The 16,874-nt window shown below is 51.1% G+C and carries 14 protein-coding genes; 11 read left to right on the forward strand and 3 right to left on the reverse strand.

Translation table 11 applies throughout. The annotated features are described in order from the left end of the window. The first annotated feature begins 42 nt into the window (after positions 1-42). Positions 43-429, forward strand: coding sequence for an Asp23/Gls24 family envelope stress response protein (locus AC50YG_RS11115; RefSeq protein ID WP_341282338.1), 387 nt, complete (start codon positions 43-45; stop codon positions 427-429). A gap of 105 nt (positions 430-534) precedes the next feature. Here the strand turns inward: AC50YG_RS11115 and ftsW are convergent, their stop codons facing one another. Continuing rightward, entirely contained in the window at positions 535-1,704 is a 1,170-nt protein-coding gene (gene ftsW / locus AC50YG_RS11120; RefSeq protein ID WP_494826813.1) for a putative lipid II flippase FtsW, read from the reverse strand. A 1-nt stretch (position 1,705) separates the two neighbouring features. Next, entirely contained in the window at positions 1,706-2,050 is a 345-nt protein-coding gene (locus AC50YG_RS11125) for a YugN family protein (protein WP_341282340.1), read from the reverse strand. A gap of 229 nt (positions 2,051-2,279) precedes the next feature. Here AC50YG_RS11125 and AC50YG_RS11130 point away from each other — a divergent pair, with 229 nt between their 5' ends. The 8 genes from AC50YG_RS11130 (at position 2,280) to AC50YG_RS11165 (ending at position 10,905) form a co-directional block, all read left to right on the forward strand. Continuing rightward, positions 2,280-3,464 (forward strand): M20 metallopeptidase family protein, encoded by a 1,185-nt coding sequence (locus AC50YG_RS11130; RefSeq protein WP_494826815.1) that lies wholly within the window; start codon positions 2,280-2,282, stop codon positions 3,462-3,464. 265 nt (positions 3,465-3,729) lie between these two features. Further along, on the forward strand, positions 3,730-5,412 hold the full coding sequence (locus tag AC50YG_RS11135; protein ID WP_494826817.1) for a DNA repair helicase XPB: 1,683 nt from the start codon (positions 3,730-3,732) through the stop codon (positions 5,410-5,412). 54 nt (positions 5,413-5,466) lie between these two features. Then, a complete protein-coding gene (locus AC50YG_RS11140; protein WP_494826818.1) occupies positions 5,467-7,323 on the forward strand; it encodes a helicase-associated domain-containing protein in 1,857 nt (618 codons plus the stop codon). Between the two features lie 71 nt (positions 7,324-7,394). Continuing rightward, complete coding sequence (locus AC50YG_RS11145; RefSeq protein ID WP_082110749.1) at positions 7,395-7,889, forward strand: YlbF/YmcA family competence regulator; 495 nt, start codon at positions 7,395-7,397, stop codon at positions 7,887-7,889. Between the two features lie 45 nt (positions 7,890-7,934). Beyond that, on the forward strand, positions 7,935-8,198 hold the full coding sequence (locus AC50YG_RS11150; RefSeq protein WP_046230587.1) for a YlbG family protein: 264 nt from the start codon (positions 7,935-7,937) through the stop codon (positions 8,196-8,198). Between the two features lie 323 nt (positions 8,199-8,521). After that, entirely contained in the window at positions 8,522-8,959 is a 438-nt protein-coding gene (locus AC50YG_RS11155) for a hypothetical protein (protein WP_046230588.1), read from the forward strand. A gap of 159 nt (positions 8,960-9,118) precedes the next feature. Beyond that, a complete protein-coding gene (locus AC50YG_RS11160; RefSeq protein WP_341282344.1) occupies positions 9,119-10,030 on the forward strand; it encodes a selenium metabolism-associated LysR family transcriptional regulator in 912 nt (303 codons plus the stop codon). A gap of 11 nt (positions 10,031-10,041) precedes the next feature. After that, a complete protein-coding gene (locus AC50YG_RS11165) occupies positions 10,042-10,905 on the forward strand; it encodes a PHP domain-containing protein (RefSeq protein WP_473759457.1) in 864 nt (287 codons plus the stop codon). Positions 10,906-11,142: 237 nt separating this feature from the next. Here AC50YG_RS11165 and AC50YG_RS11170 read toward each other — a convergent pair whose 3' ends face one another. After that, positions 11,143-12,936: an Rqc2 family fibronectin-binding protein gene (locus AC50YG_RS11170; RefSeq protein ID WP_494826820.1), complete on the reverse strand. Its 1,794-nt coding sequence runs from the start codon at positions 12,934-12,936 to the stop codon at positions 11,143-11,145. A 189-nt stretch (positions 12,937-13,125) separates the two neighbouring features. Between AC50YG_RS11170 and AC50YG_RS11175 the strand changes: the two genes are divergently transcribed. Next, positions 13,126-15,918: a calcium-translocating P-type ATPase, SERCA-type gene (locus AC50YG_RS11175; protein WP_494826822.1), complete on the forward strand. Its 2,793-nt coding sequence runs from the start codon at positions 13,126-13,128 to the stop codon at positions 15,916-15,918. Positions 15,919-16,039: 121 nt separating this feature from the next. Continuing rightward, a complete protein-coding gene (gene dapF, locus AC50YG_RS11180) occupies positions 16,040-16,870 on the forward strand; it encodes a diaminopimelate epimerase (RefSeq protein WP_494826823.1) in 831 nt (276 codons plus the stop codon). Positions 16,871-16,874 lie beyond the last annotated feature (4 nt).

Below are 16,874 nucleotides of genomic sequence, written 5' to 3' on the forward strand. Positions count from 1 at the left end.
CCAGTACAATATACATATATAGCAAATGGAGGAGTGAAGAAGATGACCGAGGACCTTAAAACAGGCATTATTCGTATTTCTGATGACGTAGTAGCAACAATCGCGGGACTCGCCGCACTTGAGACTCCAGGTATAGCAGCCATGTCTGGCGGGATTTCCGAAGGGCTTGCAAAACGCCTAAGTGGGAAAAACGTGCAGAAGGGTGTTTCCGTGGAAGTCGGACAGCTCGAGGCCGCAATTGATTTGCGTATTATCGTTCACTATGGCATTCCTATTCAGGAAGTATGCCGTCAGCTGCAGCTCAACGTAAGGGAAACGGTATCGAACATGACCGGTCTTCAAGTCGTTGAAGTGAATGTGAAAGTAGAAGGCGTTGTGTTTAAGGAAGAAGAGGTTTTTGAGGAAGCAGCGGCTCCGCGTATAAAATAATCGGTGATTGCTTGTCCCGCATTGTGCGGCCTGAGCTGTTCATTCTGATATAACATCGCAACAATAAACAAGCTTCCGCGCCTCATAGCAGGTGGGAAGCTTGTTTTAGTTTTGACGTTTGTTTTTAGGCTTTGCATTGCGATTCGCTTCTCGTGAAATGCTAAGAAGAATTCCGATACACATCAAACATGTCATCAGGGATGAGCCGCCAGAGCTAATGAAAGGAAGCGTTACTCCCGTCAGCGGTATAGTGCCCGTTACTCCGCCAATGTTTATGAATGCCTGAACGCTGAACAGCCCTACAATGCCGACGCCAATAATAGTGCCGTATTGATCCGAGCAGCGCAAAGCGATGATCAGGCCGCGCCATAAAAAAGCCAGAAAAAATAAAATAAAAAACGAGGCACCAATAAAGCCGAATTCCTCCGCGATAATGGCAAATATAAAATCATTATACGCATAGGTCAAATAATGCAGCTTTTGTACACTTTCGCCAAAGCCTGCTCCGGTCAAGCCGCCATGCCCTAAAGCCTGTAAAGAGGAAACGAGCTGAAGCCCCGTGTCCTGCTTGTCTGCTACAGGATCCAAAAAAGCGGTAAAGCGGGCAATACGATAGGACCACTTTTCCGAGTTGATCGCCATAGAAATGCTCACTACAACAGAAAGCACAAGCCCCATTAGTCCACCGGTTACGAATACCTGCTTCAGGTTAGCACCGCCAGCCATAATCATAATGGTTGCACAGCCTGCGAGTACTATACAGGAGCCTAAATCCGGCTGCTGCATAATAAGGAAGCAGATGAAGCCTATCACGATGATGACGGGAACGAGACCTTTTTTGAAGTCGCGGAACTTCTCGCCTTTTTTGGAAATGAGTGCTCCCAAGTACAAAATAAGCGCGAGCTTTGCGGGCTCCGTTGGCTGTATAGTTAGGGGCCCTATTTTCAGCCAGCTGTGCGCACCGTTAGTGTTATCACTCACAAAAGGAACAATTGCAAGTAAAATAATGACAGGAATAAAGAAAAGCAAAAAAGACTTCTTGTAAAATTCGTAACGAATATTCATCATGATGAGCATGAAAAATACGCCTGCTGCTGCAAAAACAGCCTGTTTTTTAACAAAGTAAAGCGGATCATTCAAATACTTTGGTGAATATAAGGCAATGCTTGAGCTCGCGCTGAATACCATCACGAGCCCAAAACCGACGAGCAGAAGCGTGAAAATAAGAAGCAGAAAATCTGGCCTGCCACGGCTGCCGTTTTGCGTTTTGCTCATACTAGTCAAGCAATTGCTTTAGTTGCTGCAATCGCTGCGTAGCTGTGTTCAAAATAGGCTGTGGCACCGGGGATTCATACTCCATACCATGCGGGAATGTTGCTCTGCCAATGTATACGGCTTCAATTGCAAGTACAGCATGTGGAGATTCAAGCTTTCCTTCAACGGCACGCGTGTTGATGCGCAAAAAGTACTCAGCGTTCGTAGCCTTATCTTCCAGTTTCAAATCATATGTAGCGCGGTAGTATTCCCACTGCCAACGAACGAAGCCGAGCTTTTCTGCTGATTCATCCAAATGGAACAGCTCGCTCTGAACACCGTTCAAACCGGTATTCTCAATAATCATGATGTTTCCTCCTCATTATTCAAAAACCAATTGTTGAACATTCATTTCTCATGATAGTATGTTTCCCCAGCCAGTGCAAGCCTTACCCACGGCGACAAAGCAATCAGAAATCAACATTCCTGCAATTAAGCTTCCTCATGTGAGCTTCATTCTGTTAAAATAGAGTAAGTTTATACGATTAAGACGATAGGTCTGTCATTTGTGTAAAAGGTGAAGGAGGTTTGCTGTTATGTTGACCAGTGTCTATACGTTAGAAAAGCTGCAACATCTTTATCCAGAGATGGTGCAGTGGCGGAGATACCTCCATCAGCATCCTGAACTATCCTTCCAAGAGGAGAAAACCTCAAGATGGATCGCAGGGAAGCTGGCGGAATTCGGCTGCGAGTTTGAGGAAGGTGTAGGCGGATATGGACTCGTTGTGACGATAAAAGGCGAACAGCCTGGGCCAGTCGTGGCTCTGCGCGCCGACATCGATGCGTTGCCGATTCAAGATGAGAAGCAGTGTGATTATGCGTCAACGGTACCCGGAATGATGCATGCTTGCGGGCACGATGGCCATACGTCGTCGATGCTGGCGATAGCTAAGTTTTATCAGGAGCATCGCGAGGTAATCAAAGGCGAGCGGAGGCTGTTGTTTCAGCCTGCCGAAGAAGTGACGCCGGGTGGTGCCATTCATATGATAAAGGACGGCGCGCTTGAAGGTGTGGATGTTATCTATGGCATTCATCTGTGGGCTCCGCTCCCATTTGGGCAAGTATCGTCAAGAGCTGGCGCTTTCATGGCCGCAGCCGATGAATTTACAATTGAAATTATCGGGCTGGGCGGACATGGTGGCATGCCGCATAAAGGAATTGATACGATTGTAGTCGGGGCCACTCTTGTGCAGTCGATTCAATCGATTGTTAGCCGGAGCATCAACCCGCTGCATCCGTCGGTTATTTCAATAGGATCTTTTCAAGCGGGAACGACGAATAACGTCATTGCTGAACGGTGTTTAATGAAAGGCACGGTTCGTTCATTCGATGAGGAAAGCCGTTATTTTATTCATGAGCGGTTGAAGCAAGTAATAGATCATACCTGCCAAATGTATGGAGCCAAATACGATTTCCAGCTTCGCATTGGCTATCCTGCTGTTATCAATAATGAGCATGAAGCGGAACGTTTTTTCCGTGTAGCTGAGCCGATGCTGGGAGAGGGCAATGCGGTGCGGGGCGATGAAATGATGGTAGCCGAGGATTTTTCCTACTACTTGGACGAGGTTCCCGGCTGCTTTATGATGGTAGGAGCGGGCAATGGCGAGACGTCCACCAGCTATTCCCATCACCATCCTAAGTTCGATTTCGAAGAAGGCGCTATGCTTAAATCCGCAGAGCTGCTTATACGGTTGGCTGAGGATTATGTGTCAGAGCCATAGATGGTCGGAGCATTAAACTAAACGCTGGATGAGCATGCTAATAGCAGTACGATGAACGTAAGGGGCATGTCACGGAAGACCGTGGCATGCTCTTTTTTTTATGCGAAACGAGCTTTGACGACTAAGGAAACAACAGCGTTTACACTTGCATAAAATAGGGCTTTCTTCCGCATACTGCTCCTATAGGTGGCCATTATGGCCGAAGCGTTGGCCTTGCAGTTTTGCGAAAGGCAGGCTGCATACTGACAGAAAAGGAGGGCTTTCTATGCTGAAGCCAAGCGGCAAGCCGCTCATTGTTCAAAGCGATATGACGCTTTTGCTCAATATGAAGCAAGCCGGGGCAGAGGAGGCCGCTGGAAGGCTGCTTGCTATCGCAGAGCTCGTCAAGCGCCCGGGAGGGTGGCATACGTACCGGATGACTGCCATGACGCTATGGCAAGCCTGCGCGTCAGGCATGGCGGCAGAGGATGTCATAGCGCTGCTGATGGAGTATGCTTCATCGAGCATCCCGACCTATACGGAAATGAGCATACGCAAATGGATGGGAAGATACGGCAAACTGCATCTTGAGCTTGCTGGAGACAAGCTCATGCTAAGCGGCAGCGCAGAGCTTATCACGGAGCTGGCCCTCCATCCGCATATCAGGCCGAAATTAACAAACCCGGATTTGGCAGCATGCCAGAACGGTTTAGGTGTGGAGATTCGTGGGGGGGAGCGAGGGCTGCTCAAGCAGGAGCTGGCCCGGCTCGGTTATCCCGTCATCGATCAGGCGGGCTATCACGCCGGTGAGGCGCTGATGGTGCAGCTGCGCGAGGAAACGCGCCACGGCAAGCCGTTCGAGCTGCGAGGCTATCAGCAGCAGGCAGTAGATGTGTTCTGCGCCGAAGGCTCCGTGCACGGCGGCAGCGGGGTCGTCGTGCTGCCATGCGGAGCTGGCAAGACGGTTGTCGGGCTGGCTGCACTCGCAAAGCTAAGCAGTGCAACGCTGATTTTGACCTCAAGTACAACCTCGGTCAAGCAATGGAAGCGCGAGCTGCTGGACAAAACAACGCTGCAGGATGAACAAATAGGAGAATATGCTGGCGGGCTGAAGCAGGTGCGTCCGGTGACGATTGCCACCTATCAAATTTTGACGAGCCGCAGGGCGAAGTCGGCAGACTACCAGCATATGAATTTATTTTCCGAGCGCGATTGGGGTCTCATTATTTATGATGAGGTGCATTTGCTGCCTGCACCTGTATTTCGAATGACGGCGGATATTCAAGCGACGAGGCGGCTTGGTCTGACGGCAACGCTCGTACGCGAGGATGGCTGCGCGGAGGATGTTTTTTCGCTCATAGGTCCGAAGCAGTATGAATGGCTGTGGAAGGCGGTAGAAGCAGAGGGACATATTGCGGCGGTTCATTGCACCGAAATTCGCATACCGCTGGATGAGGCTGTCCGCAAGCGTTATGCGGCGGCCGCTCCACGCTCCCAATTGCGCCTTGCTGCAGAAAATCCGTCGAAGGCAGACGTCATTACGGAGCTGTTGAAGCGACATGAGGGCGTCCCAACGCTCATTATTGGGCAATATTTAGATCAACTGCATGCGGTTGCCGAAACGCTCGCAATTCCCGTTATAACCGGAGAGCTGGAGCAGGATAAACGCCAACTGCTGTATGACCGATTCCGCTCGGGTGAGGTTCCTGTGCTGGCGGTTTCCAAGGTTGCCAATTTTGCTGTAGATTTGCCGGATGCGGCAGTAGCCATTCAAATATCGGGCAGCTATGGCTCCAGGCAAGAGGAAGCTCAGCGCATTGGGCGCATTCTCAGGCCAAAAAAAGGAAGAAACGAAGCATGGTTTTATACCGTTGTTAGCGATGGCACCAAGGAGCTGGATTTTGCCTTGCGGCGCCAGCTGTTCATGGTGGAGCAGGGATATCGCTATGCGTTGGAATCGCGGGAATAGTTTCTCATGATTAAGTAAAGAAATCCGATGCAAATTATCTAGGGGGGAGAAAAAATGTACGTCCACGAGCTCGCCGACAAGCTGACGGATTATCGGCAGCAAACGTTTATGGAAGCACCGATGTGGTGGTATGCGGTTAAAGAAAATAGGCAGTGGAGCGATGCTGTTAAGGATCGCCGTTCCGTGCTTGAGGCCATTCAATCGCTATCTTCTACGACGCTTGCGGCGCTGAAAGCGGTCATGAAGCTTGCGGGGGCTGATCCAGCTCCTGAAGAGAAGCTTTTTCGCTTCGGCCCAAAGCTGGCGCGCATGTCAGGAGCGGAGTTTCGCTGGGCTCTGGCCGAATTGCAGCGCGGCGGGCTCGTATTTTCGGTAAGCCGCAATTGGGGCGAGCGCATTTATTTTGTGCCTCGTGACAGCTTTACGCTTTGGCAGCAGCTGCTGTTTCCCTGTCATTTGGAGGCGAAGGACATGGATACTTTGGCAGATGGCGAAGTACAGTTTCGAGCTTCCGGGAGGCTGCTGGGGCTTCAATTGCTTGATGCCTGGACGGAGCTTGCGCGAAGCGGGCTTGTGCTGACGAATAAAGGAATTTTGCCTAAAAAAATAATTGCCCGCCTAGGGATCGCCGTTGCCATTAGGGAGGAAAACATCGCCTGCTTGAATTTATCCGATGATAGGGTACGCAAATACGGGCGCATGCCTGCCTTTATTTTGGAAACGGCTCTAAGACTAGGTGTCCTGGAGGAGGAAGAGGAACGGCTCGTATGGGTAAAGGAAAAGCTGGAGCAGTGGCTGATTTTAAACAGCTTGGTGCGCGAAGCTTGTCTGCACAGCCTGATTGTGGAGTTTTATTTATATCGGCAGCCGCTTTTGGCACAGGGCACAGCTGCATTGTCTATGCTTGCCGCTGGGCATTGGTATGAGGCTCGTGAGTGGCTGCACGATGTGCAGAGCGAGGCTGCTGCAACGGCAACGGGTCAATTGGTTTTAGGTGATGAGCAGCAGCTGCTCGGTTGGCTGGATACGCTGCATGCTTTTGGTTGGCTTGAGCGGATAGAGCTGCCTGGGGATCGCAGCTGGTTTCGCTGGATGATTGATCCCCAGCAGGGGGCAGTTGATTCATGGGCACCGCATCCAAATGAAAGTGAAGCTGTAATAGTGCAGCCAAACGGGGAAATTATTGTCCTTCCGGAATGCGACGGGCGTATACGCTGGGAGCTGGAGCTTATGGCCGAGCGGGTGAGCGAGGAGCAGCTGGGGCTGTATCGGCTTAGCCGCAAGTCGATTGAACGAGCCATTGCTTTCGGGCGAACGGAAGCAGCGATGCTTGCTTTTCTGGAATGGGCTTCCGGGAGCCCTGACGCGGCAGCGGAGGCAGCGCCGCTGCTGCGAGACTGGGGAGGCAAGCTGGATCAGCTAGGCAAACCTGTATCTGGCGGGGGCAGCATAGGAGAAGGCAGAGATTATCCTTCCTTTCATAATAGCTCCCAGCAGTTTCTAACAGCTGATTTGCGGATGTATCCGGTTTATAAAATAGCTGTATCCAGAGCAGGGCAGGAGGACTGGCTTGGCCATTATGAGCTTATCCAGCATGATGATGAGGACAAGCAGGGCAGCTACGCGGGGCTAAAGCAAATACCCGCGAGCTGGTTGAACCAGCGCCGCGCCTACCATCATTCCACAAGCCGGGAGATGATGGAGCGTGCACTGCAGTGGCAAACACCAGTTGAGCTGCATCTGGAGGGAAAAATCGTTTCTTTTGTGCCTTGGGAGCTGCATGCGGAATCCAATAGCTGGTCCATCACGGGCAGCTTCTCAGGATCGCAATATGGGGTAAGCGTGAGGTTGTCGCCTGAAAGCTGGCAGTCTATGAGGCTGCTTGTTCCAGGAATTAATTTTCATACATAAAATGGTATGTACTATTTAAGCTAGTATGCTATGATAGATAAGGAAGTAAGCGAATGAGATGAGGTGGAAAAATGCCTGCTACTAAGGAGCTCTCGGCTGTTCTGCCCATACACCCTGAAGGTGCAAGCGGTGTTTCTTCGCTCGATATGGCGTCGCTGCTGCTTTGTGCTTACGAGCTGGGTGATTGGATTAATCAGTCGGCTGAGGTTGCCGAATATTTATATTGGAAAGACGCAGTCAGCGAGGATGCTGATGTTAAGGCGCTGACCAGGAAGTTCGAAAAGGCGAAAGAGCTGTTTGAGGAATGCCAGCGGTTTGGGCGTTTTCATCCTGATTTTCATGCAGCTAAAGATAAAATTAAGGCGGTTGAAGCTGAGCTGGCTCAAATCGAGGCGGTCGTTCGTTTCAAATCGGCGGAGCAGGCTGTTGATACCATGCTGTTCGAGGTATCACGGACCATTGCAGAATCAGTATCGGATACGATTAAAGTGCCGAGCAATGAAGCAAGCGGCGGCGGTTGCGGAAGCGGCGGATCCTGTGGCTGTGGAAGCGGCGGCTGCGGCTAGGCGGCTCTGCTCGGTGTGAATTTTACACAGGTGGAGGGAATAGTATTGTTACCGGAACGGACGGGTTATATTATATGGGTCAGTGACCTGAAGGCGGCAAGATCGCTTGAAAAACACGGCACCGTTCATTACATGTCGCGCAAAATGCATTATGTCGTCATTTACGTAAATGCCGAACGTGCCGAAGAAGTGCTGCGCAATATTGGACGTTTGCCTTTCGTTCGCAGAATTGAACGTTCCTTCCGGAATGAGCTGCGAACGGAATACACGAAAGACAGTGAAGACAAAACAAGGTTTTACAGCATGTAGCTGCTAGAAGCGAACAGGCTGTGCGCAATAGCCCAGATGGGGACAACCCACCTGGGCTATTTTTTATGCTCAATATGATTCAGTATGATTATGAAATGAACCTCATCGAAGAGCGAAGCAAAAATCGGTTTCATGAAAGTAAAGGGATATGCTGAGTTTGCAAGCCTAAGGCGGGTTCATAATCAGAACTGGAGCCGCGGAGCCGTCTCGTCAACTGTTATTTTTAAAATTCAGCATTTTTTCTGTTGTAAAATCGGTCAATCATGGTAAAATACTTGATATAATAGTCATAAAGGCCTGGTTCTTTAGGAGGAGGATTCGTGATGAAGGACAAGTTGACGAAACGTTGGAGCACCTATGAAACATTCTATGTCGATCTGGGCGATATGAAAGTTTCTGATATTGTCATTACGAATCATGCCCGTAGCCGCTGGATTGATCGTGTCGAGCATGAGAAAACGGGCTATGAGGACATCGCAGAGTTTTTGTGGGAATGCTTGAAGCAGGGCCGAATCGAGTCGTATTACCGCAATGAGCAGGATGTTTATTTAATTGACAATGATTTGGTATTCGTAGCCGAATTTTCTCCTTCCCTGACTGATACGGACATCTTGGGGAACCCGCTGCACAAAATGATTATCGTGACATTCCTTGGTCGAATGTCGGAGACGATGGAGCTACGAGATTTGAAATCCTATTATTCCTGGCTGCGCCATTCCCGGCGGATGACGCTCGTTAAAAATAGCCGCAAGAAAAAATAAACCGGCTCTTATACTTAATTAAAAAAGAAAGCGCATCTTCGATTCGCAAGCATGGTGAAGCAGCAGCTAGCCGTGCGATGAACGAGACTTGCGCTTTTTCGTGCGTTTTGGCCTAGCCATATAGTATAATGTAGGGCAGAGGAAAGGGTGGTCGGACAGATGGCGCTTAATTTTCATCAACTGCATATTTTTTATACCGTTGCGGAGCGGGGCAGCTTCTCGGCTGCGGCGCAAGCGCTCCATATGACCCAGCCGGCGGTGACGATGCAGGTTCAGTCGCTGGAGGATTATTTTGGCACGAAGCTGCTGCTGCGCTCAACGAAGCGGATCGAGCTGACGGAAGCGGGGCAGGAATTGATGCCATACGCGAGACGAAGCATTGAGCTTATTAGAGATACAGATCAAGCGATGAGCTTGTTTACGAAGCAATTAAAGGGACGGCTGCTGCTTGGAGGCAGTTTGACAATAGGCGAATACATATTACCTCGGCTGCTTGGTCCCTTTGGGCAAGCTTATCCGGACATTGCCATCAGCATGAAGGTGATGAATACGGCGCAAATAATGGAGGATATTATTAATCACCAGCTGAATTTTGGACTCATTGAAGCGCCAGTCAATCATCCGGATATGCAGATGGAGGCCGTCATGAGCGATGAGCTGCATCTCGTTGTGCCCCAGGGACATCCGCTAGCGGGGCGGACGGATGTGACGCTTACCGAGGCAGCGAGCTATCCTTTTGTGCTGCGCGAGCAAGGTTCTGGAACGAGGCTTGTGATGGAAGAGCAGCTTAAGCGCAAAAATATTGATCCTGCAGGTCTGAAGGTCGTCATGGATCTTGGAAGCACTGGCGCGGTAAAATGTGCGGTAGAAGCGGGCTTAGGCATTTCATTTCTGTCCTCCTCATCGACCAAGCATGAAATTGCGCTGGGCTTGCTGCATAGCGTGCCGATTGTGGATACGAAGTTTAAACGGCAGTTTTATTCCATTTATTTGAAATCTGCGCTGCTGCCGATTTCTGCGGTCACTTTTTTAACGTTTCTTAGGGAAAATGATTTGAGGAAATGGCTATGAGGAGTGAAGTTATGGGAAAGGTAGATTTACATACACATACGACAGCTTCGGACGGTACAGGCTCTCCCAGCAGCAATGTACAGCTTGCAAAGGCAGCCGGTCTGGCAGCTATTGCGATTACCGACCATGATACGATGGCTGGTGTGGAAGAGGCACTGGCGGAGGGTGAGCGTGTAGGCATCACGGTGGTGCCGGGAGTAGAGCTTAGTACGATTGCAGACGGTCAGGACATACATGTGCTCGGCTATTATGCGAATTGGCGGGATGAATTATGGCAGCAGCGTCTTACGGGGCTGCGTTCTGTCCGCGACATTCGCAATGAATTAATTGTTGCCAAGCTGGTAGAGCTGGGTATAGACATAACGCTTGCGGAGGTTACGGCGGTTGCACTGGAGCACTCTGGGGGCGCGGTCAGCGGGAAGACGGTAGGCCGTCCGCATATCGCGGAGCTGCTCGTTCGTAAAGGAGCAGTCTCCAACATGCGGGAGGCGTTTGACCGTTATCTTGCTTCGGGAAGCGCTGCCTATGTCAATCCGCCTCGTGTAAATCCCTATGAAGCGATTACTTGGATCAAAGAAGCGGGTGGCGTGAGCGTGCTGGCTCATCCTGGCCTATACGGCAACGACGAGCTGGTGGAGCAATTGATACGCAGCGGCGGCGTTCAGGGCATTGAGGTGTATCACTCTGATCACGGGCCGCAGGAGGAAGCAAGGTATTTGCGTCTTGCTGAGCAATATAGCCTGATTATAACCGGAGGCTCTGATTACCACGGCGAACGGGAAGGCAAAGTATTTCACGGCGCAATCGGCAGCCGGACGGTGGATGTGGGTGTCCTGAAGCAATTGAAGTCTGGATTGAACGACGTGAATTTGTAAAAATAGATCTTAATAAACAAAAAGGACGTGACCAGCTGTGCTTAGCAGTGGGTTCACGTCCTTTTTTTAAATATAAGAATATAAGAATATAAATATCGCCCTTATAATCGGCGTATATTTCACCCGCGAAACGGTTGCTTTACCGCCAGAGGACGGCGATAGCCGTTTGCACTTGTGGCGTGTAGGCAAGGTTAAATGGTGCAGATGAGGCTGGTCTTTTGAAGCCTACTGTTTTAATTAGGTGATTTTTGAAGGCAGTGCTTTAATGCGCTGTTCGTCTGGCGTAATGAAAAGCGTCTTCTGATGGTCATAGATGACGAAGCCAGGCTTGGCTCCGCTCGGCTTATGCACATGGCGAATCATCGTATAGTCCACCGGGATCATACTGGACGATCTTGCCTGACTGTAATGCGCCGCCAGCATAGCCGCCTCTTCAAGTGTAGCATCGCCAAAGCTGCCTCCACGAATGACGACATGCGAACCCGGGATGTCCTTCGTATGCAGCCAGGTGTCGGAGGAAGAAGCGAGACGGTTCGTCAAATATTCGTTTTGCGTATTGTTTTTGCCTACATAAATCGCAATGTTTTCGGAAGAGGTGTAGCAGAGCAAGGAAGGGTGGGCCGCCTTTTTACGTTTTGGCCCACGCTTGCTGCTGCGATCACGCAGGTAGCCCTGCGCAACCAGCTCCTCGCGAATTTCCTCCGTGTCGGCAAGCGACGCATTGTCGAGCTGCTGAAGCAGGGAGGACAAATAATCAATCTCTGCCTTTGCCAGCTCCATCTGTTCCCCAACGACAGCGATGCTGTTCTTATGCTTCGTATAGCGGCGGAAATAGCGCTGCGCATTGTCCGACGGCGTGAGCTGCGGATCAAGCTCAATTGTGACCGTCGCTTGATTTTCATCATAAAAGTTAACTAATGTCGCTACTTTATCCCCGCGCTGGATTTGATGCATGTAGGCGGTAAGCAGCTCGCCAAGGACGCGGTATTTATCGGCATCATGCGCGTCAACCAACGTTTCTTCCAGCTTGTTTATTTTTTTAATATTTTTGGCTTTTTCGTTTTGCACAAAACGAATCAGGTCGGAGGCGCGCTGCTTCACCGTATCCCGCTCGGCTTTGTCGCCATAGAAGGCCTCCAGCATTTCGCTGACGGTAGCGAAGCTTGTGGTTTCCCCTTCCAAATGAGTGAGCGCTGTGACGGAGAAATACGGTTTGCCTTTAGCATTCGTCACGATGGTAGGCTCAAATTCTCCCCGCTTTGCTTTGTCCATTAATGCAGAAAAGCTCGGCCATAAGGCAGCTGCGGAATCATTGGCGCGGTACGCAATCTCCTTGGCAAGCAGCGGACTTAAACCGCTGAAAGCTTCTACCAGCTGCTGAGAAACGGGAGCATCTGCATTAGCTTGCTTCTCCGCTGCTGGCGCACTGTCAGCTTCATCGCCAGCTGCTTGCGTGTGAGCTGGCTCTGGCTTGTGGAACGCTTCGTGGAACTGGTCTTCTCGGGCAATGGCAAACGGGTCAAGCTTTCCTTGGTCTGGGGGAGATACATAGCTGCTGCCCGGCATGACGATGCGGAAGCTGCTGATGGATGGCGTGACATGATGGATGCCGTCATGGATGATGCCCGTAGCCGGATCCAGTAAAATAATGTTGCTGTGCCGCCCCATAATTTCAATAATGATGCGTTTCAAGGATAAATCGCCGAGCTCGTCGCGGTGCCGAATATCGATATGTATAATTCGTTCCCGTCCGATCTGGCTAATCGCTTCAATGACGCCGCCCTCGCAATATTTGCGCAGCAGCATGCAGAACATCGGGGCTTCCATTGGATTGACGTAAGTGCCCGTTGTCCAATGAAGCCTCGGATAAGTAGGATTGGCTGAAAGCAGCAGCTTGCCGCTCATTCCGGCTCCGCGAATGCTGAAAATAAGGTCGTTTGCAGTCGGTTGGTGGATTTTATGAATGCGTGCGCCGATGCAGCGCTGCAAATCATCGGTTATTGCATGTATGACAATGCCGTCTAAGGCCATATTTCGCTAGCTCCTTTATGTTTCAGGTCACTGAAGGGCTCCTGAAATCGGTACGTATCTCTCTATCATGCCATAGTTGAGGCAAAAACTTAACCCCTTGTTGGGATATTTTGCAGGTTGTCCGAATACATTTAGGCTTGAGAGGCTGTCCGAGGGGCGCTGAGGCATATACGGGAGGGAAAAGAAGCGATGGAACAATTGAAATGGCATCAATTGGGTAAAGGGGAGCTGACGCAAGCGCTGAACAGCATCCCGGAGCAGGGGCTGGCTGCCGCTGAAGCGGCGGAAAGGTTGCAGCGGGATGGGCACAATGAGCTGACCGAAGGCAAGCGGGTATCGCCGATCATGCTGTTTCTTAATCAGTTCAAGGATTTTATGGTATTGGTGCTCATGGGCGCTACTCTTATATCGGGGCTTCTGGGCGAATATTTGGACGCGGTAACGATTATCGCTATTATCGTCATTAATTCCGTGCTCGGCTTCGTGCAGGAGTTTCGTGCAGAAAAGTCGCTGCATGCGCTAAAAGAGATGTCGGCCCCATCGGCCAAGGTTTTGCGCGGCGGGCAAATGATGGACATTCCAGCGAAGGAACTGGTCGTTGGCGATGTCATCGTGCTGGAGAGCGGGGACCGGATTCCGGCTGATGTGCGGCTGCTTGAGGCGAATAGCTGCTATACGGAGGAGTCGGCCCTAACCGGCGAGTCTGTGCCTGTCGGCAAGCATGCGATGGCGATCTCAGAGGCGGATCTGCCGCTCGGAGATCAGCGCAACATTGGCTTTATGGGCACGATGGTCACACGGGGCACCGCGAAGGGCATGGTCATTCGTACCGGAATGAAGACGGAGATGGGCACGATTGCCGAGCTTATCCAGCAGACGGAGTCGATGGAAACGCCGCTGCAGCACAGGCTGGAGCAGCTTGGGAAAATTTTGATTGCCGTCGCCATCGGCCTGACGATTATCGTTGTTGCAGCAGGGATTTTGCATGGGCAGCCTGCATATGGCATGTTTTTGGCTGGTGTCAGCCTGGCTGTTGCGGCAATTCCGGAAGGACTGCCTGCTATTGTGACGATCGCACTCGCGCTCGGCGTGCAGCGGATGATTAAGCGCAAGGCCATCGTTCGAAAGCTGCCGTCGGTGGAGACGCTTGGCTGTGCCTCGGTTATTTGTTCAGATAAAACAGGTACCCTGACCCAAAATAAAATGACCGTCACGACCATTTGGATGGGCGGACGGCGCTTCGATGTAACTGGGCAGGGCTATGAGCCCGTCGGAGCCATTATGGAGGGCGGGGAGCCCGTCGATATGAAGCACGACGCCTCGCTTAAACGGCTGCTGCAAATTGCGGCGCTGTGCAACAATGCTTCGATTTATCAGGTGGAGCCAGAGGAAGGACGCAAGCGCAGTGGCAAAAATGCAGGGGCAGCGAAGCAGGAGTGGGTGCTCAATGGCGATCCAACCGAAGGAGCGCTCGTTGTGCTGGCGGCGAAGCTCGGCTTGACCGCCAAATCGCTGGAAGGACTGTACAAGCGTGAGCGGGAGTTTCCGTTCGATTCGGAGCGCAAGCTGATGTCGGTGCTCGCATCCCATCAAGGAGGACGCGTCATTTATGCGAAAGGCGCTCCAGATGTACTCATGCATAAGTGTAGCTATGTGCTGTGGGATGGCAAGGTTGTGCCGTTTACAGGCACGCTTAAGAAGAAATATGCTGAGGCCAGCGAAGAGATGGCTCAGTCAGCGCTGCGTGTGCTTGGTCTCGCTTACCGTGACCTGCGGGCAACTGATAAATGCAATAGCGAGACGGAGGCGGAGAGCCAGCTCGTATTCGTCGGGCTTACGGGCATGATTGACCCGCCGCGCCGCGAAGCGAGAGAAGCGATTGCGGTATGCCGCCGCGCAGGCATCAAGACGGTGATGATTACGGGCGATCACCAGTTGACTGCAGAAGCCATTGCTGGGCAGCTGGGCATTATGCCTCGCGGCGGCATTGCGATGAGCGGGAAGCAGTTGGAAAGCATGAGCGATGAGCAGCTCGATCGTCTCGTTGACAATGTATACGTCTATGCCCGCGTATCACCGGAGCATAAGCTGCGCATCGTCAAGTCGCTTCAGCGCCAAGGGCATGTCGTTGCAATGACAGGGGATGGAGTAAACGATGCTCCAGCCATTAAAGCAGCGGATATCGGTATTTCCATGGGGATTACCGGAACGGACGTATCCAAGGAAGCGTCTGCCCTTATTTTGAGCGATGACAATTTCGCTTCCATTGTTTCGGCCATTGAGGAGGGGCGGAATATTTATGAAAATATCCGCAAATTCATTCGCTACTTGCTGGCCTCCAATGTCGGCGAAATTATGACGATGCTGCTTGCGATGATGGTTGGCTTGCCGCTGCCGCTCGTGCCGATTCAAATTTTATGGGTCAATCTGGTGACCGACGGGCTGCCGGCGATGGCGCTTGGCGTCGATCAGGCGGAGAAGGATTTAATGAGCCAGAAGCCGCGTTCGGCGAAAGAAAACATTTTTGCCCGCCGCCTTGGCTGGAAAATCATTAGCCGCGGCTTGCTGATCGGCTTATGTACACTGGGGGCATTCTGGATTACGCTGATCGAGGCGCCGGGAAGCACCGAGCATTTAGTAAAGGCGCAGACTGTTGCGTTTGCAACACTCGTAATGGCGCAGCTCATTCATGTGTTTGACTGCCGCAGCTCGCGCTCGATTTTTCACCGCAATCCTTTGCAAAATCGTTATTTGGTGCTCGCCGTATTATCGTCGCTCATTATGATGCTTGGTGTGCTGTACATTGAGCCGCTGCAGCCTATTTTCAAAACGGTGCCGCTTGGCCTGCGCGAATGGTGTCTTGTCTTTGTTGCAGCGGGAATTCCGACGTTCCTTATGGGTATTGGCAGCGTGCTGGGCACATCCAAGCCTAAAAACAAATCGGGCAAGCTGACGTTTGGCTCCAAAATGTCGACGAGATAACATAAAAGTACAAATGTTGATGTATTTAGTGAATAGTGTTTATCCAAGCTTTGCAGTATGCTATCATTAATCAGAATCTTTTATTTATCAATGATAGCCGCGGCAAAGGAGCGTAAATATAATGAACTTCACTAAAATGCATGGATTAGGAAATGATTTTATCGTTATTGAAGGCGAGCAGCAGCTACCTGATAACGCAGCACAGCTTGCTATCGATTTGTGCAACCGATTTTTCGGTATTGGCGCAGACGGTCTCGTATACATTTTGCCTTCGGATAATGCGGACTTCCGCATGCGAATCATTAATTCTGACGGCTCTGAAGCAGAGCAATGCGGCAACGCCATTCGCTGCGTCGCAAAATACGTTTATGACAACGGCTTGACTAATAAAGAACTAATTTCGATTGAAACGCTAGGCGCAGGTGCGCAGGCGGTACAATTGAGAGTAGAGGGCGGCAAAGTTCAGTCCGTTCGAGTAGATATGGGCGAGCCGATTTTGAATGGCCTGGCGGTGCCAACTACGGTTGACCAGGAGCAGGTTGTAGAGCATCCGATTGAAGTAGACGGCCATGAGTTCCGCTTTACTGCTGTATCTATGGGCAATCCGCATTGCGTAATCTATGTAGATGATGCGGCTAATTTCGACTTGGCAGCATGGGGGCCAAAGCTGGAGACTCACCCGATGTTCCCGCGCAAAATCAACGTGGAATTCGTAACGGTCAATTCCCGCGAGCATACGGAAATGCGCGTATGGGAACGCGGTGCTGGCCCGACGCTTGCCTGCGGTACTGGCGCTTGCGCGACGGTCGTTGCTTCGGTGCTGAATGGTTATACAGACCGGACGGCAACGGTAACGCTTAAGGGCGGCGATCTGCTCATTGAATGGAATGAAGCGGACAATCATGTATATATGACAGGGCCTGCGGCTGAAGTTTTCCGCGGCTCTTTATAAGGCG

This window comes from Paenibacillus sp. J31R34, from assembly GCF_059383715.1.